The organism is Fenollaria massiliensis, assembly GCF_000312505.2.
In the GTDB taxonomy this organism is placed as follows: Bacteria; Bacillota; Clostridia; order Tissierellales; family Peptoniphilaceae; genus Fenollaria; species Fenollaria massiliensis.
In genome coordinates this window covers 204,530-227,924 of the sequence record NZ_HG326225.1, presented here as the reverse complement: position 1 = coordinate 227,924, position 23,395 = coordinate 204,530, and the positions used below count along the sequence as shown (strand labels likewise).

Annotated in this window: 24 protein-coding genes; 18 read left to right on the top strand and 6 right to left on the bottom strand. The window is 33.9% G+C overall.

What is annotated here, in order from left to right; all coding sequences use genetic code 11:
• Positions 1-41: 41 nt before the first annotated feature.
• Together BN30_RS02970 and BN30_RS02965 are read right to left on the bottom strand one after the other, a co-directional pair.
• Positions 42-1,238, bottom strand: a complete 1,197-nt coding sequence (locus tag BN30_RS02970; RefSeq protein ID WP_019214023.1) for a D-alanyl-D-alanine carboxypeptidase family protein — start codon at positions 1,236-1,238, stop codon at positions 42-44.
• Entirely contained in the window at positions 1,231-2,655 is a 1,425-nt protein-coding gene (locus BN30_RS02965; protein ID WP_019214022.1) for a UDP-N-acetylmuramoyl-L-alanyl-D-glutamate--2,6-diaminopimelate ligase, read from the bottom strand. Before BN30_RS02965 ends, BN30_RS02970 begins: the two co-directional genes overlap by 8 nt.
• Before the next feature lie 143 nt (positions 2,656-2,798).
• Between BN30_RS02965 and BN30_RS02960 the strand changes: the two genes are divergently transcribed.
• From BN30_RS02960 to dcm, 8 genes are all read left to right on the top strand, one after another.
• Positions 2,799-3,995 (top strand): FprA family A-type flavoprotein, encoded by a 1,197-nt coding sequence (locus BN30_RS02960; protein WP_019214021.1) that lies wholly within the window; start codon positions 2,799-2,801, stop codon positions 3,993-3,995.
• Positions 3,996-4,029: 34 nt separating this feature from the next.
• Complete coding sequence (locus BN30_RS02955; RefSeq protein WP_019214020.1) at positions 4,030-4,215, top strand: DUF1858 domain-containing protein; 186 nt, start codon at positions 4,030-4,032, stop codon at positions 4,213-4,215.
• A 39-nt stretch (positions 4,216-4,254) separates the two neighbouring features.
• Positions 4,255-4,905: an acyl-ACP thioesterase domain-containing protein gene (locus tag BN30_RS02950; protein WP_019214019.1), complete on the top strand. Its 651-nt coding sequence runs from the start codon at positions 4,255-4,257 to the stop codon at positions 4,903-4,905.
• A 10-nt stretch (positions 4,906-4,915) separates the two neighbouring features.
• Positions 4,916-5,797: a glutamate formimidoyltransferase gene (gene ftcD / locus BN30_RS02945; protein ID WP_019214018.1), complete on the top strand. Its 882-nt coding sequence runs from the start codon at positions 4,916-4,918 to the stop codon at positions 5,795-5,797.
• A 33-nt stretch (positions 5,798-5,830) separates the two neighbouring features.
• Positions 5,831-7,204, top strand: coding sequence for a magnesium transporter (mgtE, locus tag BN30_RS02940; protein WP_019214017.1), 1,374 nt, complete (start codon positions 5,831-5,833; stop codon positions 7,202-7,204).
• A gap of 15 nt (positions 7,205-7,219) precedes the next feature.
• Positions 7,220-8,335, top strand: coding sequence for an MGDG synthase family glycosyltransferase (locus BN30_RS08825; RefSeq protein ID WP_019214016.1), 1,116 nt, complete (start codon positions 7,220-7,222; stop codon positions 8,333-8,335).
• Entirely contained in the window at positions 8,325-9,674 is a 1,350-nt protein-coding gene (gene rlmD, locus BN30_RS02930) for a 23S rRNA (uracil(1939)-C(5))-methyltransferase RlmD (RefSeq protein ID WP_019214015.1), read from the top strand. The genes BN30_RS08825 and rlmD overlap by 11 nt, the downstream gene beginning before the upstream one ends.
• Positions 9,675-9,924: 250 nt before the next feature.
• Complete coding sequence (gene dcm, locus BN30_RS08820) at positions 9,925-11,427, top strand: DNA (cytosine-5-)-methyltransferase (protein ID WP_019214013.1); 1,503 nt, start codon at positions 9,925-9,927, stop codon at positions 11,425-11,427.
• A 21-nt stretch (positions 11,428-11,448) separates the two neighbouring features.
• Here dcm and BN30_RS02915 read toward each other — a convergent pair whose 3' ends face one another.
• From BN30_RS02915 to BN30_RS02900, 4 genes are read right to left on the bottom strand one after another with little or no spacing between them, the layout of a single operon-like run.
• A complete protein-coding gene (locus BN30_RS02915; protein WP_019214012.1) occupies positions 11,449-12,105 on the bottom strand; it encodes an NgoBV family restriction endonuclease in 657 nt (218 codons plus the stop codon).
• Positions 12,106-12,138: 33 nt separating this feature from the next.
• Entirely contained in the window at positions 12,139-13,800 is a 1,662-nt protein-coding gene (locus BN30_RS02910) for a DUF2326 domain-containing protein (protein WP_019214011.1), read from the bottom strand.
• Entirely contained in the window at positions 13,791-14,015 is a 225-nt protein-coding gene (locus BN30_RS02905; RefSeq protein WP_019214010.1) for an ABC-three component system middle component 7, read from the bottom strand. Before BN30_RS02905 ends, BN30_RS02910 begins: the two co-directional genes overlap by 10 nt.
• Positions 14,002-15,132, bottom strand: coding sequence for an ABC-three component system protein (locus BN30_RS02900; RefSeq protein WP_019214009.1), 1,131 nt, complete (start codon positions 15,130-15,132; stop codon positions 14,002-14,004). Before BN30_RS02900 ends, BN30_RS02905 begins: the two co-directional genes overlap by 14 nt.
• Positions 15,133-15,540: 408 nt before the next feature.
• Between BN30_RS02900 and BN30_RS02895 the strand changes: the two genes are divergently transcribed.
• From BN30_RS02895 to BN30_RS02850, 10 genes are all read left to right on the top strand, one after another.
• The gene (locus BN30_RS02895; protein WP_019214008.1) at positions 15,541-16,128 is read left to right on the top strand and encodes an RNA polymerase sigma factor; all 588 of its coding nucleotides are present in this window, start codon (positions 15,541-15,543) and stop codon (positions 16,126-16,128) included.
• Between the two features lie 85 nt (positions 16,129-16,213).
• Entirely contained in the window at positions 16,214-16,429 is a 216-nt protein-coding gene (locus tag BN30_RS02890) for a hypothetical protein (protein ID WP_019214007.1), read from the top strand.
• The gene (locus BN30_RS02885) at positions 16,408-16,698 is read left to right on the top strand and encodes a hypothetical protein (protein WP_026880634.1); all 291 of its coding nucleotides are present in this window, start codon (positions 16,408-16,410) and stop codon (positions 16,696-16,698) included. The genes BN30_RS02890 and BN30_RS02885 overlap by 22 nt, the downstream gene beginning before the upstream one ends.
• A complete protein-coding gene (locus tag BN30_RS02880; protein WP_019214005.1) occupies positions 16,698-17,810 on the top strand; it encodes a DUF2800 domain-containing protein in 1,113 nt (370 codons plus the stop codon). The genes BN30_RS02885 and BN30_RS02880 overlap by 1 nt, the downstream gene beginning before the upstream one ends.
• Before the next feature lies 1 nt (position 17,811).
• The gene (locus BN30_RS02875) at positions 17,812-18,360 is read left to right on the top strand and encodes a DUF2815 family protein (protein ID WP_019214004.1); all 549 of its coding nucleotides are present in this window, start codon (positions 17,812-17,814) and stop codon (positions 18,358-18,360) included.
• Positions 18,361-18,371: 11 nt separating this feature from the next.
• A complete protein-coding gene (locus tag BN30_RS09990) occupies positions 18,372-18,527 on the top strand; it encodes a hypothetical protein (RefSeq protein ID WP_019214003.1) in 156 nt (51 codons plus the stop codon).
• Positions 18,508-20,439 carry a DNA polymerase gene (locus BN30_RS02865; RefSeq protein ID WP_019214002.1) on the top strand — a complete coding sequence of 644 codons (1,932 nt, stop codon included), beginning with the start codon at positions 18,508-18,510 and terminating at the stop codon, positions 20,437-20,439. Before BN30_RS09990 ends, BN30_RS02865 begins: the two co-directional genes overlap by 20 nt.
• Before the next feature lie 12 nt (positions 20,440-20,451).
• Positions 20,452-20,793, top strand: coding sequence for a DUF7768 domain-containing protein (locus BN30_RS02860; RefSeq protein WP_019214001.1), 342 nt, complete (start codon positions 20,452-20,454; stop codon positions 20,791-20,793).
• The gene (locus BN30_RS02855) at positions 20,794-21,099 is read left to right on the top strand and encodes a hypothetical protein (RefSeq protein ID WP_019214000.1); all 306 of its coding nucleotides are present in this window, start codon (positions 20,794-20,796) and stop codon (positions 21,097-21,099) included.
• Positions 21,100-23,328, top strand: a complete 2,229-nt coding sequence (locus BN30_RS02850; protein ID WP_019213999.1) for a phage/plasmid primase, P4 family — start codon at positions 21,100-21,102, stop codon at positions 23,326-23,328.
• Positions 23,329-23,395 lie beyond the last annotated feature (67 nt).

The window sequence follows — 23,395 nt, the reverse complement described above, 5'->3', positions numbered from 1 at the left end:
ATTACAAATATATTTCATCTTAATTTTATTTTTTATTAAATTTATTCAGCTGTACTTACTTTATCAAAGCTCCACACGTTCATAAAAAACTCATATATCCTATCGAAGATGGTCTTCTTTGTTAGGCTATTCATAGCGATGGCATCTGTCTTAAAAACTTCTTCACCATCGATGTAAACTTTATATTCGCCAACTTTATCATCTTTTTTTATGCGGCTATAATCAAGATCTGCGTCCATAATAAATTTTGTCTCGGTATTAATACCGTTGTTAAGCGAACGAACGAAGTCCTCTTTTGGTTCTATCTCAAGCATTTCTTCCTTATAATCATCAAGACCATATTTTGCAATTTTACTTGATTTTTTTGAAAGAAGTATCTTTTTTGAATAATTTTCTAAAGCATATTCATAGGCTGTGGCTGAATTTTCTTCTCTTAGTGCCTTTGTCTTGGCGCCAAGCATAACAAAGATAAACTCGTTGTCTTCGGTTTTTACTCCATCGCCAAGGCTATGAAAAGTTGCCACGAAGCAAAAGCCTGCATCACGCGTAGTTCCTGTCTTAAGCCCAGTAACACCATCTCTACCAAAAAGCGGATTGGTGTTGTCATCGTGATAATCTTTTTCTGGATAATCGATCGCTTCGGTCATGGTATAGTCAATATAATTTGGATGTTCTTTAATTATTTTTTTTGTTAAATCCAGTACGTCCTTTGCACACATTGAATTTTGCTTAAGATCTGGTAGGCGAGGTAGGCCGTGAGCATTATAAAATATTGCTCCCTTGTATCCAAGTTCTTTTGCTTTTTTATTCATCATAGTCACGAAAGCTTCTTCGCTTCCGGATATATGCCTTGCAATTGCTGCTGTGACATCATTACACGAGTTTGTCATCATTATCTCAAGCATTCTATGAAGAGTGTATTTTTCGCCAGGTTTCACGCCAAGTCTGTTGCCAGTTGGGTAGCAGTCTTCATTTTTTATCTCAATCTCGTCACTTTCATGAATTTCGCCGCTCTTTAATTTGTTTAGTGCTATATAAAATGTCATTAGCTTTGATACGGAGGCTATGGGTACTACTTCATTGATATTTGCTGTGCTCGCTATGACGCTGTCAGTTTCAACATTGTATAGTATATATGCTCTTGTATTTTTTATGTCTAAATCTTTTGCAAAGCTCGCGTTTGTAAATAGCATTAGCGCTATCAATAAACTTATAATGCTTCGTTTAAATTTATGCATCATGCGCCTCCTTTAATTTCAAAATGCACTCCTTGTCAGAGTAGTGGACCTTTTCGCCCTTAATTAGCTGATAAGTTTCGTGACCCTTGCCAGCTACGACTATGATGTCTCCTATCTGAGAAAGTTCATAGCTTAATTTAATCGCTTTTTCTCTATCTGGCTCAGTATAGTGAATTCCTTTTATAAAAGAAGCAATTTCATTACAGATTTTAGCTGGGTCTTCAAAATTTGGATTGTCCGATGTAACTATGCTTATATCAGCAAGTTCATCGCTTACTTCAGCAAGTTCTTCACGTCTTTTTTCACTTCTTCCACCGACAGAGCCGAAGACAGTAATTATTTTATTTTTCTTAAAATGTTTCAAAGTCTCAAGAATTGACTTTAAAGAGATATAATTGTGAGCGTAATCAATGATGTAGAGCCTATCATTAACATTTATCTCTTCAAAGCGGCCGCGAATTGAAATATTTTTAACCGCGTCTATAATTTCGCTCCAATCGTATCCTATCTCCTTCAAAACACTGATGGCTGCGAGATAATTATAGATATCATATTTAGATATGCTTTTTACTTCAAAAACTTTGCCTTTTATATCAAAATCGCTTTGAATTTTAAATATATCGTCAGAAATAACTATATTTTCGGCTTTATAATCACTTTCTTCATTTATTGAAAAATTAATTCCGTTTTTTATAGTCTCTCTAAGTTTTTCATCGTCTTTATTATAAATAAATTTTTTGGAAATATCTTTCAAAAGCATCTTGCTATGGAAATAATCATCAAAGTTTGGGTGCTCGATGCCGCCTATATGATCGTGCGAAATATTTGTAAATACGCCGATGTCAAAATTAATTCCATAAAGCCTTTTCATCTTAAGGCCAATGGACGAAGCTTCTAAAACGCAGTGAGTGATTTTTTCTTTGCGCATATTATTAAGAATTCTATAGACTTCATAGCTCTCTGGCGTAGTATTATCAACAGCTTCATCTTTATCTGCGTAAAAAACACCGTTGGTGCCAATGATTCCAGGCTTTGCACCCATCTTTTTAAGCGCTTCATATATGATGTTAGCTGTAGTAGTTTTGCCTTTAGTTCCAGTTATTGCAATCATTGTGATATCTTCATCTGGTTTATTAAAAAAGTTTCTTGAGATGATGGCGAGAGCCTTTCTTGTGTCATTAACTTTTATAAAAGTGGCATCAGCATAAGCATGAGCCATGCTATCGTCCTCGACGACAAAGACGCGAACACCTTTTTCATAAGCATCTTTAATGTATTTGTGGCCGTCACTAAGAGCGCCTCTAAGCGCAACGAAGAGAGTGCCTTTTTGGGCATATTTACTATTGTAGACGATGTCTTCTATAAATTCATCGCCAGTATAATCACAAATGCCCAATAATATATCTTTAAGTAACATAATTTTACTCCTAACAAATAATCTTTCTATTATTATATAACGAAGGCTTTCTTTTTTCAAGAGCTATGACAATAATAGCTTAAAGCTTATAAAGTGCTTGAAAAAATTCTTCCTTTATTATATAATGAATTGGGGTGATATTAATGAACACGTTATCAGTAAAGATAAATGATTTTTTATATTACATCGGAGTTAATGACAGACAAACTCAATTATTTGAAAATCAATGGCCACTTGAAAGAGGCGTTTCATATAACTCTTATGTAATTAAGTCAACAAAGACCGCCTTACTTGACACAGTAAAAATAACAAAGGTAGATGACTTTGTGACAAAGCTAAAAGAAGTGCTTGAGGGAAAAGACCTTGATTATTTAGTTATTCATCACATGGAACCAGACCACTCTGGTGCGATTGAAACTATAATCGATCTTTATCCAAATGTTAAACTAGTTGGTAACAAGAAAACTTTTGAACTTCTTGAAAACTTCTATAGTGTTAAGGACAATCTAATCCTTGTTGATGATTTCGATACTCTTGACTTGGGCGAAGTATCACTTAAATTTATCAAGACACCTATGGTGCATTGGCCAGAATCAATGGTTAGCTACGAAGAAAAATCAGGCATATTATTCTCACAAGATGCTTTCGGCGGTTTTGGTGCGCTTGATGGAACAATTTTCGATGACGAGATAAACTGGGATTTATATAGATCTGAGACAAGACGTTACTATTCAAACATAGTAGGAAAGTTCTCAAGACAAGTTCAAACAGCTCTTAAGAAGCTTGCAGATCTTAAGATAAACATGGTTTGCCCTGTTCATGGACCGGTTTGGAGAGAAAATCCAGATAAGATTATAGCATGCTATGACAAATGGTCTAAGCAAGAAACAAAAGACGGCGCAGTAATTGTTTATGGATCAATGTATGGCAATACTGAGATGATGGCTGAGGCTGTAGCAAGAAGACTTGCTGAAAGAGGCGTTAAAAACATAAAGATGTTTGACGTATCAAAGACACACAAGTCCTACATCCTAAACGAGATTTGGGAGTATAAAGCGCTTATACTTGGCTCATGCACATACAATAACGATTTGTTCCCACTAATGAGTGATTTAGTCAACGTTTTAGATATGAACAAATTACAAAATAGAATCATAGCTGTATTCGGCTCATATAGCTGGTCAGGTGGAGCATTAAAAGCACTTGAAAAATTCAGAGATGCATCAGCTATGGATAAAGTTGAGACAACAGTTGAAACAAAGAGTGCGCCTACAATGGATGATTACATGAAACTTCGTCAAATAGCAGATGAAGTTGCTGATAAATTAGAAAATAAATAGACAGATTTGGGTATATACAAAGAGAGGTGATATTATGGAAATAACAAAAGACATGCTAATAGGAGATTTACTAAGAGCAAAACCAGAAGCAGCATACATCCTAATGGAACACGGTATGGGATGCGTTGGATGCCCTTCAAGCCAAATGGAATCAATTGAAGAAGCTTGCCAAGTTCACGGACTTGATCTAGAACGTTTGATGAAAGCTTTAAATGAGTAATTAAGAGCCCTTTTTTAAGGGCTTTACATAAGGAATATCATGGAAGTATATACAAAAGATTATAAATTTAAGGAAAAAAGTATAAAAAAAGCAGTTGAGTCTATGGTCGATGCGGCCTTTGCTCAGCTTTATGCCCATGGGATTAAAGACGATAAAGTAGCTTGGATGATATATAAGTGGCGTATTGATTTTATGGATGAATTCTATAATATGGACTATGACACTATCACAGTGCATACAACGCCATCTGGAGTCAATCGCTTCTTTTCATATAGACAATTTATCGTTGAAGCGAGTGGAAAGAGCATAATCAAGGCGACATGCGAGATTATCTATGTGGATAAATCCAGCATGAGACCCATTAGGACAAATGATTTTGGAGATGATTTTCAAAAGCTTTTTGATGATGAGGACCTTGAGCTTGAAGAATACGATGGAAAAGCTAATATATCAAGCTTTTGCATAAAGAAAGAATATATTGACTCATACCACCATGTTAATAATGCGGTATATATAGATGAAATTATAAAAATATTAAATCAAGATATAAAGAGCATAAGACTTAAGTATGTAAAGCAGTGTCTTTTAGGAGAAGAAGTTGAAATTGCCTACGAAATCAATGATGGTGAGGCAAATTTTAGATTTTTCTCTAAAGATGAGACTAAATTATATGCTAGTCTTAAATATTAGGAGGTAAATTATGAAAACAATTATGGCGGAAATCAATGTTTCTGAAGGAAGAAACATGGATACTATCGAAGCAATCAAAGAAGCCGTGCTAAAAGATAACAAGGTAACTATGGTTGACCTTAACTACGACAGTGACCACAACAGAAGCGTATTCACTTTTAAGGGTTCAGTTGAAGATACTCTAGAAGCAGCTAAAAGACTTGTAGATGTTGCTTTTGAAAGAGTTGATATGACTACTCAACATGGATCACATCCTCGTCAAGGAGCTGTTGACGTAGCAGCTTGGGTACCAGTTAAGGACATGAGTACAGATGAAATGAACGAAGTAGTTCATGCATTTGGTAAATATGTTGGCTCAAAAGGCGTTCCAGTATTTTACTATGAAGACTCAGCTACTAGAGAAGATAGAAAATCACTAGTTAAGCTAAGAAAAGGCGAGTACGAAAGCCTTGAAGAAAGACTTAAAGACGCTGAAAATTGGACACCAGACGAAGGCGAAAGAAAATTCAATCCAAAGAGCGGAGCAACAGTAACTGGAACAAGATTCCCACTTATTGCTTTTAACGTTTATTTAAATACTGAAGATATGGAAATCGCTAAAGCTGTTATGAGATCAGTTAGAGCAAAGACTGGCGGATATACAGCAGTAAGAGCTATAGCTCTACCAATCGAAGATCAAAAATGCACTCAAGTATCAATGAACTTAGTTAATTATGAATTAACACCTATCCACAGAGTTTTTGAAACTATCAAGAGTGAAGCAGAAAGTTATGGCGTTACAGTTAAGTCATCAGAACTAGTTGGACCAGTTCCAGCTTATGCATTAGAAGAATTATTAAGATTCTATATTAGATTAGGAAACGGCTTTACAGCTGATCAAATCTACAATTAATATTTAAAAATACTATAAAAGGAGGTATTCATCATGGACAACGACAGAAGAGAAATAGAGCTTGAACAAGATAAAAATGAAATATTAGACTTATACAAAGGAAAAAAGCCAAAAGCCCTGATTCAAAAGCTCTCTAGCATGAATGCCGCCGATGTAGCTGAAATTTTGGACGAGTTGAAGGTAACTGATGCGACAGTTATCTTCAGACTCCTTCCTAAAGATCAAGCAGTAGATGTATTTACATACTTCGACTCAGAGCAGCAACAAGACATCATTGCGACAAGTACTGATGCGGATGTAGAGTACATTCTTAAAGAGATCTTCTTTGACGATAAGATTGACATGCTTGAAGAGATGCCAGCCAATATCGTTGATAGGATTCTTGAAAAATCTACTCCGAGTGAGAGAAAATTAATCAATCAGTTCCTAAACTATCCAGAAGATTCTGCTGGAAGTATAATGACAATTGAGTACTGCTCGGTTAAGAAGACATTAACAGTAAAAGAAGCTATGGCAAGACTTAAAAAAGTCGGCCTACAAAGAGAAACTATCTATACTATATATGTAGTTGATGATAACAGAAAGCTAGAGGGCATCGTCTCACTAAGAGAATTAGTTATAGCAGATGATGACAAAGTTATTGCAGATATCATGAACACAGATGTTGTTTATGTCAATGTTTATGAAGACCAAGAAATCGTTGCAGGAGTAATACAAAAGTATGACTTCGTTGCCGTACCAGTAGTTGATAACGAAGAAAGAATGGTCGGCATCATCACAGTTGACGACGTTATCGACATCATCGAACAAGAAGCAACAGAAGACTTCCAAAAGATGGCTGCCTTAAGTCCATCCGAAGAAGAATATCTTGATACACCACCTATAACGCTAGCAAAACACAGGATAGCGTGGCTACTGTTCTTAATGGTGTCAGCTACACTAACTGGATCAATTTTGCAGCGCTTTGAAGATTATATCGCAGCGATACCATCACTACTAATATTTATCCCGATGCTGATGGATACAGGTGGTAACGCTGGTAGCCAAAGTGCTACATTAGTTATTCGTGGTCTAGCAGTTGGCGAGATAGAGCCAAAAGACGCGCTTAAAGTTCTTTGGAAAGAATTTCAAGTATCAATCATGGTTGGTGTAGTTTTAGCTATAGTTAACTATGGACGTATAAAACTACTTCATCCAAGCCAAGATCCCAAAATTGGCATCACAGTATCCATATCAGTTATGTTTACAGTAATGCTAGCTAAATTAGTTGGTGGACTTCTTCCAATTGGCGCGAAGAAGATAAAACTTGACCCAGCCATCATGGCATCGCCACTAATCACGACTATAGTAGACGCCACATCATTAATTGTTTACTTTGCTGTAGCAAAAATGATGTTGGGCATATAGATTAAGGAGAAAGATTTGAAAACTATTATATTAACAGCTACTGCTGGTGAAGGACATAACTCAGTAGCTAGGAGTTTAGACAACGAGCTTAAGAGCCGCGGTTTTGAAAGCGCAATCATAGACATTTGCCAAATCAATAGCAATTGGCTTAAAGATGTTGCCAATGGTTTTTACAATATGAGCATAAACTATTTCCCGACGCTTTATGGAGCTGCTTATGACTCAGCGGATAAAAAAGTTCAAGAGACTAACAGTGCTCAGCCGCGTAAATTAGCGCAAAAAACATTAACTGGCGAGATAAAAAAGTTTATAGATGATTTTAAGCCAGATGCCATCATAGCAACACATGTATTTGCAGCGAACATATTAAGTGACCTAGTTCTTGATGGTTTTTATACTGGCCTAACAGTTGGCATCATCACAGACTTTACTGTACATCCGTTTTGGGAAGATAGTGAGGGAATTGATTATCTAGTACTGCCTCACAAGGACCTCGATATACAAATGCAAAGAAAAGAGATACCTCTAGAGAAGGCTCTTCACTTTGGTATACCTATACACAAGAAATTTTTTGAGCATCTTGATAAAAAAGAAATGCGCAAAAAGCTTGGACTAGATGAAGACAAAGAAACGGTTTTACTTATGAGTGGATCCATGAGCCACGTTAGAGTTGACAAGGCTCTAAAGAGGATAGACAAGCTCTCAAATGATTTTCAAGTAGTAGTCTTTTTAGGAAAGAGAAAAACACTTCTTAAGAAGATTGAAAAAATGAAATTAAGACACAAAATAAAGATAGTTGGCTTCGTATCAAATATCGAAGAGTACTATAGTGCAGCAGACATCATAGTTACAAAGCCAGGCGGACTTACTACAAGTGAGTGCATCGCCAAGGGTCTACCGATGATAGTTGTTGATCCAATTCAAGGACAAGAGGCAAGAAACGTTGAATTTTTAACAAATCATCAGCTTATACTTGCTTCATCAAAAACTTATCGAGAGGTAGAAGCACTAAATACATTTATGAACAATGACTTTGTTAGGGACAATATCCTTAGAAGCTTGGAACAAAACTATTTGGACGATCCAGCAAAGAAACTTATAGATTTTATGGTGAAAGAATTTGAAAAATAAAAGAGAAGAATTAGATTTAATCATACAAGAGCAAGAGTATCCAAACCTTGCTTTTGCTTTTTATGAAGATAAAAAATATGTCGTGAAAAATGAAATATTAGGACGAAAGCTTCGCCTAAGAACTAAAAGAAAAAAGAATGGCGCCTACATCTGCGATGTAATCGAAAAGCTTGAAGATAGTCCGCTTGAGACTGGCACTCCATGCGCTTCTTACAAAGAGTGCGGCGGCTGCCTTTATCAAACGCTCACTTATGAAAATGAAGATAAGATAAAAAAAGATATGCTTCAAAAATTATATAAAAGCGTTTTTAGTGGAGATATAGTTTTTCATCCATCACTTGAAGTAGAAGGCTATAGAAACAAGATGGAATACACTTTTTCGGATAATGGCGACGAGGCAAGGACCTTAAGCCTTGGACTTCACAAGAAAAAGCGCTTTTACGAAGTCGTGGAGACAGACGATTGCAACATAGTAGACGCTGATTTCACAAAAATTCGCGTAGCGACACTAAATTATTTTAAAGAAAAAGGCTTAAAATATTATCATAAAAAGCTTCACGAAGGCGTTTTAAGGCACCTTGTTATAAGAAAAGCTTATTTTACAAAGGAAATACTTATAAATTTAGTAACGACATCGGATTATAATATTGAAGAAGATTTTATAAATATGCTTCTTGATTTAAACTTGGATGGCGAAATAAAATCCATTTATCATACAAAAAATGACAGTTTATCAGATGTGGTTCAAGCAGATGAATTAATTCTTGTTTATGGCAAAGAAGATATAGACGAAAAACTTCTTGGACTAAAATTTAAGATAGGACCATTCTCATTCTTCCAAACTAATTCAAGAGCAGCTGAGAGAATGTACGGACGCATCCAAGAGCTTTTAGACGAGGAAAAACTTGACGTGCTTTTTGATTTATATTCAGGCACAGGAACCATAGCGCAAATACTTGCGAAAAAAGCAAAAAAAGTTTATTCTATAGAAATAGTCGAGGAAGCATCAAAAAAGGCGCGTCTAACATGTGAGTTAAATGACATAGATAACGTAGAAGTAATTAACGGAGACGTTTTAAAAGTTATAGATGAATTAGACGAAAGACCAGACGCCATAGTTATAGATCCGCCGCGTGAGGGAGTTCATCCAAAGGCTTTAAAAAAGCTAATTGATTATAAGGCAGGAAAAATAATTTATGTCTCATGCAATCCAAAAACTCATGTAAACGATTTGAAAGAATTCATCGAGGCAGGCTATAAGATAAAATTAGTCGAAATTTTTGATAATTTTCCAAAGACAAGCCACGTTGAGACTATAGCATTGATGTCAAGAAAATAAGATAAGAGGTCATAAGACTGTTGAAATCAATGGCTTTTGGGATTTTAGAAGAAATCCTAAAAGCCATTTTTCTATTAAAAAACACCTTGTGGGAACATATTAATAGCAAAAATCGTAGGGGTGTGTGGACACAATAGATATTTATAGGAAAGTGGACAGGATGATTAAAATATAATTAATCAAAAGGTTTAAAAAAACTTGAAAAAACAATGTACAAGTGTTATAATACTTTTAACAAGGAGGTGATCTTATGCATGGTGGAACACGTGAAGGGGCAGGGAGAAAATTAGCTGAAGATAAAAAACAAGCGATTTCTGTATATATTAATTCCGAAGAAAAAGAAATTATTGAAGACCTACCACTTCCTAATTGTACGAGTTTTTCTAGTAGAATTAGAAAATTAATAAAATTAGGAGTAGATTCAATAAAGTTAGAAATTCAAGATAATAAAGATCAGATAACATATGTAGATTTATTTAGTGGACTTGGAGGAATAAGAATAGGATTCGAACAAGCATTAACGGAGAAAGGATTATCAGGAAAATGTGTTTTTTCCAGCGATATTAAAGAAACCGCTATACAAGCGTATAAAGATAATTTTGGAGAAGATTCTAAATGCGATATTACTAAAATAAATCCTTCTAATTTACCAAATTTTGATTTCTTGTTAGCTGGATTTCCTTGTCAAGCTTTTTCGCAAGCAGGTTTAGGATTAGGTTTTCAGGATACAAGAGGAACATTATTTTTTGATGTTGCTAAAATATTGTTAGAAAAAAAGCCTATAGGATTTGTACTAGAAAATGTAGAGGGATTAGTAAATCACGACAAGGGTAAGACATTTAAAGTTATAAAAAACACATTAGAAGAGTTAGGATATGATATTGATGCAAAAGTTTTAAATGGAAAAGACTTTGGACTTGCACAATCAAGGAATAGAATTTACATTATTGGAATTAAGACAGGAAGAATAAAGAAGCTTGATGGATTCCAAAAGAATTATTCAGTTTTAAGAGACATCATTGATGATGAGGTTGAAGCTAAAGATACAGGTTTCACAAACAAACTTTTATCCCATTATGACATAGAAGAACTGTATGGTAAAGCAATAAAAGACAAAAGAGGAGGAGATAATAACATTCATAGTTGGGATATCGAGTTAAAAGGAACAGTTACCCCAGATCAGAAAGATTTACTTGAAAAATTACTAAGGCAGCGTAGAAATAAAAAATGGGCTGAACTTATAGGAATCGATTGGATGGATGGAATGCCTTTAACTGCCAATATGATAAAATCATTTTATCCACATGACAACCTACAATATATGCTTGACAATTTAGTAGAAAAAGGATACTTAGTCTACGAATACCCTAAAAAAAAGGTTGGAAATAAAAGGGTTAAGGATGAAACTCTTGAAAAAGGATATAATATTGTAACGGGCAAGTTATCATTTGAGTTTTCAAAAATTTTAAATCCAAATGAAGTTGCACCTACTTTGGTGGCTACTGATGTCCATAAGCTAGGAGTACCAGTAAGGAATGGAATACGATCACTAACAGTTAAAGAGTGCTTACAATTGTTTGGATTTCCAGAAAATTACTCGCTTGATAATATAAAAACATCTGATGCACTTGATTTACTTGGAAATACAGTTTGTGTTCCTGTAATAAAGGCTGTATCTAATAAATTAATAGAGTCTTATATGGAAGCATTAGAAACTGATCAAATTAAAAAAAACGTCAAAGTTGCTTATTAGCAGCTTTGACGTTTTTTTTAATTAATAAGAAAGAACTCGATTAAGCCATTCTTCTGATGTGAATTTTAAACTTGTACTCGGAAATAGGTCATAAGCTTTTTTAACAGCATTAATGAATTCTTCTTTTGATTTAAAAGCTTTATCAGGGTTTTTATTGAATGATGTTGGCCTCATTGCATAGGGTTGACTTCTCTTTACTTGAAGGCCTATCGGATATTTCGTAGATGGAGCAGTTATTTCCCATATATTTTTCAAATACACCTTTTCAACTTTAAAACCTTCTGAAAAACCATCATCCATGGGTTTATATCCAAGTATAAAATAGTATGCATCAAGTTTTCCTGGAGTATCAAATGTTGTTTCAAGAAAACTTTGAAAATTGGCTAAATCAAATGCTGGATTGTTATTGCAATTCCATGCCTTCACCTCAACATCATAACTAATATTATTAAAAATAGCTACAAAATCTGGAAAAGCCTGTGTGTGTTCACCAGGCACAATATTTACTCCTAAATATTGAAACCAATTAGGCAGCCATTCTTGCAGACAATTTCCTATTACATCATTTCCAGAATAGACGTGACTTCTGTTGGCAAAATTTATAGTTATTGTTCCATGTTGACCTTCTAGTTTATCTTTCGTTATCTCAAATAACTCAAAAATATTATTAATTTCCATAAATTAATCCTCCTTTACTATTTCCATAATTTGTTATAGCTTAGTTTCATTATTCACCTCTCTATTCCATGAGTTACCATAAAGCTCACCGCCACCTGCATATAGCTGAAGAACTTTATTATTTTGAAGAATTTTATAAGTTTCTTCGCTATATGAACTTTGTTTGTCAAAGGCAATGAATATCTGTTTATTGAGCTTTTCAGTTTCTGTATATAATTTCATAATTCCTTCAATTCCCTCATCATCGATATTTTTAAAAAGTAAAGAATCATGGGCAAGGGCAGGAAGCGATGAAAGATAAAGAATGGCTAAATCTAAAAGGATTAGACCTTTGAAATTTGTACCAGTCCCCGTATCCTTAGGTGTAAAAAACTCATAGCTGTTATAATTTTTCAAAGTAATTGTAGGTGAATTTTTCTTTTCTTTATATAAGGTATTATTAAATTCATGCATTTTACTATTTAACAAGGATGATATCTCTGATAATATATTCTCTATATTTTTTTCCAGTTTTACTAATGAATCATTTTTAGACTCTTTAATAGCATTCTCTTCTAAAAAAGCTTTATTTTGTTCTTCTAGTGCTGATATCTGTTTTTGCAACTCAGAATGTTTGTCTAAGAATTCTTTAGAGAAACTATTTTTTATCTTATGTTTAGAAAGCTCCCCTGATATATTCTTAATAGTATTTTTAATTTCGCTTATCGAAACATTTAAAAGCTCTTTTTCTTTTTCAAACTCAGTGTTTAAAATACTTGATAGTTTTTTGTGATAGTTTTCAACTTCATATATTTTCTTTATATTTACATTGGGAAAAAACTCCATCAAAGCTTCTAAATCTGCTCCAGTAGGCATGAGTCCATATTCCATACTTATATCAATAAGGCTTGATCTTCTTTGTAATCTTGTTAGCTGAGTTTCGAGCAAAAGTTTATTTTCTTTTAATAATTCATATCTTTTTGAGTCTTCTATTTCCTCTTGAGTAGTATTTTCGCTGGTAGTATAAGTTAGCGATTCTAACTCAGCTTTCAAATCAGAAATTCTAATAAGATTTTCTTCATACTGCTTTTTGCCACCAATTAAGTTAGATATAAAGCTGTATTTTCTTGCGTTTTTAAATGTCTTGAGTTTATCTGTCTCTAATTCATACCTTTTATGAAAAGGCTCTATATCTTTATAATAATCAAAAAGGCTTAACAATATTTTAACGGATTCTTTAGTGCTTTGATTTCGATAACCTTGCAAGGGGTACTTTTCATCTCTATTATTCTTTCCATAAATTCTAAAGTAGGTACTTATTAATTGTCTAAAAGTAAGGTCTGTTTTGTTGGCATCATATTTTTCCATTAAAAAATTCAGAAAATCTTTTTTTGATATAGATTCGTTGGTTTTGGCATAATCATTATTACATATGATGATTGTATCAGGGTTTTCAGTTGATCGACCAAAATAGTATTTTTTATCAAATTCAAAACAAGAATATATTGTATGATTTCCAAGGTTGCGAACACCGTCACTATCAAGGTAGGTATCCCCACCAAAAACAAAGTCTATAGCTAATAAAGCAGATGACTTACCTATTGAGTTTGAGGCCTTTTGAGTACCTTGAATAACGTTTAGTCCTCTTGAAAACTTTATAGGTGGTCTTACATTACCATTTTCTTTAAAAACTGGAGAGTAGATTTCTACAAGCATTTTATCACCTTACCTTTATCGGATATCTCAATCGCATTTAATGCATACAGTAAATCCATAGCGGATAAAAAATCTGAAGGATCTTCAAGTTTTTGATTAATTGCATGAAAAAGTTCTATTACGTTAGTAGTTCCTTTATTTACTTCTTCAAGCAATATAGGTACCAATGCTAGAGTGCTTTTTTGGTATGAATATAATTTATTAGGTAATTGCATCGAACACCTCACAACTTTGAATAAAGTAGCACACTATTACTTGGCAAAAAATAATCTCTTGGAGTGTAACTTTGTGTAGCTTCTCGGAAAGGCTATAGAAAACTTCGGATTTATTTTTATTCCCACTTTTTATTTTTTTGTAAGCTGACTTCATTTGATGCTGTAACTCCTCGTAATCAATAATTTTGCCTTTATCTAAACTCTTCATTATTTCCCTGATTTTAATAAAATATGTCGTTACCGTTGTCTTAACTTGGTTATATAGTAAGAAGTTTTCATCAGGGTCAATTTTTTCATTTATTTCTATAGGATTCATAGTTAAATCGTAAAAATCTTTTTGTTTTAACTTACTTATTCTGATAATAACTTCGGTTAATCCCTTTTCTAAATCTATGGTGCTAAGTTCAAGCATATTTTCCATATGAATAGATAGAGATTTTTTAGTAGCTTTTAAATTTCTTAATGTCTTTGCACTATTGTCTAACTGATATGTAGCGAAACACATAGGACATAGTGCAATTAAATTATCAACAGATGTTTCTCCCTTTTTATCTATGTGAGTTATTTCATAAACATTAGATATATTTGCATCTTTAGAAACATAAAGTAATTTACCGCAACCAGGCATAGCACAGTGGTTGTCACATTCTTTTAGTAAATATCCACCATATTTAGACTTTAAGTCTGATGAACTTTGTAATTGCTTCTGTTCATTCAGTTTATCAGTTGAAGTAAGACCTGCGGCAGTTCTAATAATATTAATAAGAATATCAGTAATGATAACGGCTACATTATCGGCATTGGCAGCAGGATCATAAGGATGTATGTCATCAGCCAACAACCTTCTGACATCAAGTGGTTTTTCTGAAATCTCATTAATAAAGTTATCTTTATTCAATCTATAAACAATACTTCTAGCTAATTTTTGCGAGATTCCTTTCTTCGAGTAGTTTCTTAAGGTATTCTCCTTAACTTTATTAGTTGGATCTTTTGGAGCATTCCAATCAGCTTCTGATAATTCTGTAATCATGGCGATGATATACCTCATGAATGAAGGGATATCATCGCCATCACTTATTCTATTTTTCAATATTTTAAAAAGAGTTTTAAAGTCCAAATTTCTATACCTCCTTTCAGTTTTAACCACCTTTAACCACGATTAACCAAACTGTACCCATTTAAAAAATGGCATCTTGTAAAATTGATTTATCAAAGGAAAAGATTTGTCTTTATATATATTATAACACAAAAACACATCTTTGATAAAATCAAAATTTCGATAAAAGATATTTTGCTTAAAAAAAAGAGATGAAAGTCTCTATTAATCTACATAGATATATCCCTTAGCTAAGGATTGATTCGGAGTCTGCGTAGAACAATTTAATAAAGTCAGCTTTCTTACCGAATAAGGCAAGCTGCAAGTCACAATGAAGGAATTTTTCATATAAGCTTGTGGTCTTTTTAGTGTGCCTTATTTTAGCTGAAATCATGAGATTCCTTCATAGAAAAGAATGGAGGAATTTTAATGAAAATTCGTAAGACAAAAAGTTGTGAGAGAAGAACCTACATTTATAGGTTCTCTGATGGAACAAAAGTAGAACTAACTCCAGGAAAATATGGGGTTACAGAAGTAGATATTAAGAAACTTCATTCATTAGATGATAGTGAAGTTTACTATAATAATAAAAACTTAAGACAAGAGAAAACGGAAGAAGAAAAAACTGAAATAGATAAGTGGAAACAAGAATTTATAAGTGACTTTAGAAAGAGTAATGGATATGAGCCTAATGAAGACTTTGTGGAATGGGCAACTGAGGAAAAATTCCCAAGAAACTATAATTTATCTCTTGATTTCGATAACGATGGCGTAATTGATCCAGATAAAAGATTAATAGCTTCAATTAAATCCAAAGACTTAAATGAAGAATTTGAATGGTCTGAGCATATGGAAGATGTATTAGCTTTATTAACAGATAAACAGAGATTAGTTATTAAGCTAATGTATGTAGATGGATATAAACAGTCAGAGATTGCAGATTTAATGAATATATCATCTGCTGCAGTTAAGAAGCATTTAGATAAGGCAAAAGAGACAATCAAAAATAATTTTTAAAGATTTTAGGGGGGAGGTTAAAAAATCCTCCTTTTTCTTTGCCTGTGATTTGTAAGGGATATGACCCTTATAGAAAGGAGGAAGGATGAAACATAAAGTAGTCATCAATATTAAAGATGAAGACGGACAAAAGACACATGTGATTAAGGGTGCTATTAGATGTCTTCCAAGTAGAATTATTAAATTCTTATTTGGAGAATATCGACAAGTTTATCTTTTAGACCCTGGTAAGACGGTTGATTCAGTGAATATTGAGGAAATTGAGAAAGGAGCAAATAAGTGTCAAGAATCAAACTATTAATGGAAGTAAAGGAAGATGCAGAGAATCTTGCATCTAGTGTAGGCTCTCTTCTGGCCGCATTAGAAAGCGATGAAGAGAAAGAAGAAGTGAAGGATGAGGACAACAAAAGCTACAAGCTTGAAGAAGTTCGTAAGGTGCTAGCAGATAAATCAAGACTAGGTCATACGACTAAGATAAGAGAACTCTTAGAAAAGCACGGAGCTACAAAGCTATCCGAGATTGATCCAAGTAAGTATAAAGACTTACTTGCTGATGTGGAGAAACTATAATGGCTACTCACGCTATATTATCGGCTTCATCATCAAATAGGTGGATTCATTGTCCACCGAGTGTAAAACTCTCAGAGAAATATTTAGATGAAGTAAGCAGCTATGCACTTGAAGGCACGTGTGCTCACTCACTTTCAGAATTTAAGCTAAAAAAATTATTGAATCTAGATACTACAGATCCAAGGGATGAGCTAGAGTTTTACGATGAGCAAATGGAGGAAGCTACAGATAACTACGCCTCGTATGTTATGGAAGTCGTTGAGAAATACCAAGATCCACAGGTCTATATAGAAGAAAGACTTAATTTATCAAAGTATGTTAAAGAGTCTTTTGGAACAGCAGACTGTGTCATTGTAGGAGATAAAGATCTCCACATAATAGATTTAAAATACGGTCAAGGCATTTTAGTTGATGCTAAGAAAAATTCACAGCTTATGCTTTATGGACTCGGTGCATTGGTGTTGTTTGATAATATCTACGACATAGAAAAAGTAGTCCTTCATATATATCAACCAAGGAGAGAAAACATTTCTGTCTTTGAGATTGATAGTAAAAAGCTATATGAATGGGGAGAGTCAATTAAGGCTATTGCAGAGCTTGCATATAGTGGAGGTGGAGAATATTCCTGTGGACCATGGTGTGTGTTCTGTCCATCAAAAAGCGTTTGTAGAAAGAGAGCTGAGGAAAGCTTAAAAGTAGCTAGAGAAGAGTTTAAAATTCCACCAGAATTAACAGATGAAGAAATTCAAGAACTACTACCTAAGCTCGATGAATTTGAGCAATGGGTTCAAGACATCAAGACATATGCCTTAGAGAAAGCACTTAAAGGCTACAGGTGGGATAATTTTAAGCTGGTAGAAGGAAGGTCAAATCGGAGGTACAGAGATGAAGATGAAGTAATAAGGAAAGTAAAAGAGTTGGGCTTCAACCCATTTGAAGAGAAATTGCTAGGAATAACTGCCATGAGCAAGTTATTAGGCAAGAAAGTATTTGAAGAAAATATTGGTGGCTTATTAGAAAAGCCAGTAGGCAAACTCACACTTGTAAGTAGTGAGGATAAAAGAGAAGAAGTAAAAATTGACAATGTTAAAGAAGAATTTGGAGGTATGTAATATGTCAAACGAAAATAAAACAAAAGTAGTAACAGGTGAAGTTAGATTATCATATTTTAACGGATGGGAACCAAAGTCAATCAATGGTGGCAAGGAAAAATACTCTGTGTCAATCATAATACCTAAGAAAGACCAAAAGACTATTGAAAAAATTGAAAAAGCAGTTGATGCTGCTATAGAAGAAGGACTATCAAAGTTTAATGGCAAAAAGCCTAATAAGAGTGCTATTAAGCTTCCACTTAGAGATGGAGACATTGAGAAAGACGATCCAGCATATGCTGATGCATATTTTTTGAATGCTAATTCATTAACAGCACCTCAGATTGTTGATAAAAATGTAGAACCAATACTTGATAGAAGTGAAGTATATTCAGGTGTTTATGCTAGAGTATCAATCAACTTCTATGCATACAATGTAAATGGCAATAAAGGTGTAGCAGTTGGACTTGGAAATATACAAAAAATGAGAGACGGACAACCGTTAGGCAATAGATCAAACGCTTCAGATGATTTTGATGCAGTTGATGAAGATGATGACTTTTTAGCATAAGAGGTTGAAATATGGATGTATTATTAACAATTCTAGAAGTAGCAACTTTTGCACTTGTTTTCTACACAATTGGCTATGCTCAATCTGATATAAAGCACTTAAATAGAAGCTTAAAAGAAATGAAGAAAACAATTGAAAAGAATAACAATGAAAAAACTATCAATTGATATTGAGACTTATTCATCGGTAGACTTAGCTAAGTGTGGAGTATATAAATATGCTGAGAGTGAGGATTTTGAAATCCTCCTCTTTGCATATGCTATAGATGATGGTGATGTTAATATAGTTGATTTAGCACAGAAAGAAGAATTGCCAAGCAACATAATATCTGCATTTGAAGATGAGTCTATAGAAAAGTGGGCATTTAATGCTAACTTTGAGAGAGTTTGTTTATCTAGATATATAGGAAAGAGGCTAAAACCAAAAGGCTGGTACTGCACTAGAATTTGGTCTGCATATCTCGGACTTCCTCTATCGCTAGAAAAAGTAGGTGAGGTTCTTAAATTAGATAAGCAAAAGATGAGTGAAGGTAAGGCTTTAATAAAGTATTTTTCTTATCCATGCAAAGATACAATTGCTAATGGCATGAGAACTAGAAACTTAGCAAAAGATGACATAGAAAAGTGGACAACTTTTAAGAAGTATAACATACGAGATGTTGAAACTGAAAGAGCAATACAAAAAAAGCTATCACCATTTCCAGTGCCAATAACGGAGTGGGAGAATTACTGGGTGGATCAAGACATTAACGATAGAGGCATATTAATTGATGAAGACTTGGTTAAATCAGCTATAAGCTTGGATGAAACTTTAAGAAAAGAAAATATGCAAAGAGCTATTGATATTACAGGACTTGAAAATCCAAACTCACCACTTCAATTAAAAGAGTGGCTGAATAAAAATGGATTAGAAATTGAATCACTTTCTAAAAAAGATGTTGACTCAGCTTTAGAAAATGCTAGTGGAAAAATAAGAGAAGTCTTGGAGCTTAGGCAGGAACTTTCTAAATCATCTGTAAGAAAATATGATGCCATGGAAAATGTAAAAGGCAAAGATGATAGGGCGAGAGGCTTAATTCAATTCTATGGAGCAAACAGAACAGGAAGGTACTCAGGCAGGCTTATTCAAGTGCAAAATCTAAGAAGGAATAATATAAAAGACTTAGAGCTTGCACGAGAGCTAGTAATAAATAAAGACTATAAAACTCTTTCTATGCTTTTTGATTCATCATCAGATGTTCTTTCACAGCTTATAAGAACTGCCTTTATAGCTAAAAAAGGCACACGATTTATAGTTTCTGACTTTTCAGCCATTGAGGCTCGTGTGTTAGCATGGCTTGCAGGAGAGAAGTGGGTCTTAGATGCTTTTATAAACGGAGAGGATATTTATTGCAGAACTGCAAGCAGAATGTTTGGAGTGCCAGTTGAAAAGCACGGAGTTAATGGCGAATTAAGACAAAAAGGAAAAATAGCTACACTTGCTTGTGGCTACCAAGGAGCTCTTGGAGCATTAAAAGCTATGGGTGGAATTGAAATGGGACTAAGTGAAGATGAATTACAGTCCATTGTAGCATCATGGAGAGAAGCAAATCCAAATATTGTCAGTCTATGGTGGGACATAGATTCTCTTGTAAAAAGAGTTGTCAAGACTAAAGTTAAAGAGACTTACAAAAACTTAAGCATAAGCTATGAGAAAGGAATTCTGTTTATAGAATTACCATCAAAGAGAAGACTAGCTTATCCAAAGGCTAAGATTGGAGTCAATCGTTTTGGTGGAGAGTCAGTTATATACGAAGGTTTAAGCACTGGAAATAAGTGGGAAAAGATAGAATCCTATGGAGGAAAATTTGTAGAAAATATAGTGCAAGCAATAGCAAGAGACATATTAGCTGAAGCTATGAAAAGATTAGAAAATAAAGGACTTCATATCGTTATGCATATACATGACGAGGTTGTTATCGAAACAGATTCATCGAGCTTAGATGAAGTAAATAAAATTATGTCCATAGTTCCAAAATGGGCAGATGGTCTCGTTTTAGATGCAGATGGATTTGAAGCAAACTTTTACAAGAAAGATTGATGGAGGTTTTATATGAATAAAAAATATGTACGAGAAAAAAAGCCATATCTACCATTGGTGTATATATGTAGCCCTTATGCTGGCGACACACATAAAAATGTAAAGAATGCAAGAATTTATTCACGTTTTGCTATTGACAACGGATGCATTCCATTAACACCACATCTTATGTATCCACAGTTTATGAGTGAAGAAAAAGAAAGAGGGCTTGCCATGCACTTTAGCTATGTCTTATTAGGTAAGTGCGATGAGATATGGGTCTTTGGAGAAGATTTAAGTTTTGGAATGTTAGAAGAAATCAGAATAGCAAAGAAAAGAAAGATGAAGATTAAATTTATCAAGGAGGTAATTTAAATGAGGATTATAAATGAAAAAACAGTAGAAACATTAACTAAAGAGTTTCTTGCAGCAAATGCAATTTCAGTTGAAGTAGGTACTAATGGATTTAAAGGTGGAGATAGTGGACACGGATCAAGAACCTATTTTAAATTAAAAGACTTAGGTGGAACTGATTTGGAGATGAGAATAAGACCTGCATATGTAGGCGATATTATAACTCAAGAAGTAGAGTTGATTTTTGAAGGAGACTCTGAGCTGATGACATTTATTAAAGCTCTAAAATTTGCGGTGAAAGTTTTAGAACTTCAAGCTGGTGAGTAGATGAAAATATACACTTCGAACTGTATAGCTAATCAATCAAATTGTATTTATCCAAATGAAAACGATGTAATAGATATAAGGTCATTTGAAAAGGTAGCATCTTTTGACCATGTAATGGCAAAATATAAAAATAACTATCGCTCTAACGATAATTTTATAGAGTCAAACTGCATTGCTATGGATATAGACAATGACGAATCTGAGGAACCAAATGAGTGGATAGACATAAATGAAGTAAAGAGAATATTCGATGGTGTTAATTTTGCTGTTGTTTATAGCAGACATCATAACAAGCAAAAGCATGGAAAGGCAGCAAGACCAAGAATGCATATTTACTTTCCTATACCAATTGTAAATTCGCTGGATGAATACGTTTCCATAAAAGAAGCAATAGCAGATAAGTATTCATTCTTTGACAGCAATGCACTTGATGGAGCAAGATTCTTCTTTGGAGTTACTAATCCTGTTGTGGAAATTGTAAGAGGTACTAAATTTATTACAGAAGTAATAAAGGATGACTTTGCTGAGCTTGACAACTTATCAGACATTATAGAAGAAGGATCAAGAAACTCAACTATGAATCATTTTGCTGGTAGAGTTCTTATTCGCTATGGAGAGACAGTTGAAGCTAGGGAGCTGTTTGATAAAAAGGCAGCTCTTTGCTCACCACCTCTTCCTGAAGATGAACTGGAACAGATATGGAAGTCAGCGTGTAAATTCTATAAAAAGGTCTCTAGTAGCAAAGAATACATCCCTCCAGATGAATACACAGATGGCATAAGCTTAAAGCCTAGTGAGTTTTCTGATATAGGTCAAGCGGAGGTATTTGTTAACGAATATAAGGATAGACTCAGATTTGCTACATCGACAGGCTTTTTAGTATATAACGACTCTTACTGGGAAGAATCTGAACTTAAAGCTCAAGGCTACTCTCAAGAATTAGTTTTGAGACAAACTGAAGAAATAAATAATGAGCTTATAAAAATACAAGACGATCTTAAAAAGTCAAATGTCAAGGAAATACTCTCAAGCATGTCGGAAAAGAAAGCTCTTAGTGTATTTGATGATAAGCAAAAGTTTTTATATTATAAATTGATTGCACTTGAGTCATATAAGAATTATGCTGTTAAGAGAGGCGACACGAGAGCTATACATGCGACATTAAAAGAGTCAAAGCCTATGCTTGAAATAAATCAAAGCGAAATAGATAAAGATGAGTTTTTGCTGAATACACCATCCTTTACTGTTGATTTAAAAACAGGAGAATACAGAGAGCATATCGCAGAGGATTATATCACAAAAGAAACGCTGACTGATCCAAGTGTAGAAAATATGAATCTATGGTTAGATGCACTTGATACTTTTTTTCTAAAAGATAAAGAGCTTATTGAATATGTTCAGAAAGTAGCTGGTATTTCTCTTATTGGAAAAGTATATATCGAAGCACTAATTATAGCCTATGGGGATGGTAGAAATGGGAAGTCTACTTTTTGGAACACTATCTCTCGAGTCTTAAACCTATATAGTGGTTCAATATCTGCTGATATATTGACAGTCAATTCAAAAAGAAATGCAAAGCCAGAGCTTGCAGAAACAAGAGGTAAAAGACTCCTTATAGCAGCAGAGCTACAAGAAGGACTTAGACTAAATACTTCCAATGTAAAGCAGCTCTGTTCGACAGATGAAATTGTAGCAGAGAAAAAGTATAGAGATCCATTTAAGTTTGTCCCTTCTCACACCCTTGTCCTATATACCAACCACCTACCAAAGGTGAGTGCTTTAGATGAGGGAACGTGGAGAAGACTTATAGTAATTCCTTTTGAAGCAAAAATAAAGGGTAGTAGTGATATTAAAAACTATACAGATTATTTGGTTGACAAAGCTGGAGGAGCGGTTCTTAGCTGGTTAATTGAAGGTGCTAAAAAAGCTATTGATGAAGACTTCAAGTTTACTCTTCCTAAAAAAGTCTCAGATGCAATTGATGAATATAAGGAATCTAACAATTGGTTCAAGCATTTTTTAAATGAGTGCTGTGAGCTTGATTCATCATATGAAGAAAAGTCTGGAGATTTATATCAAGAATATAGATCTTATTGCTTAAGGACAGGAGATTATGTAAGAAGTACTGGCGATTTTTATGCTGCTCTTTCATCCAATGGATTTGTTAGGAGGAAAATAAGTCAAGGAATTGTCATAAGTGGACTTAAGTTAAAATCTGAATTTGTGTAAAAATACACATTGTGCAGGTCGTGAAGGTCATATCTATATGTTTTATATAGTAAGTAAAAAAATTTAG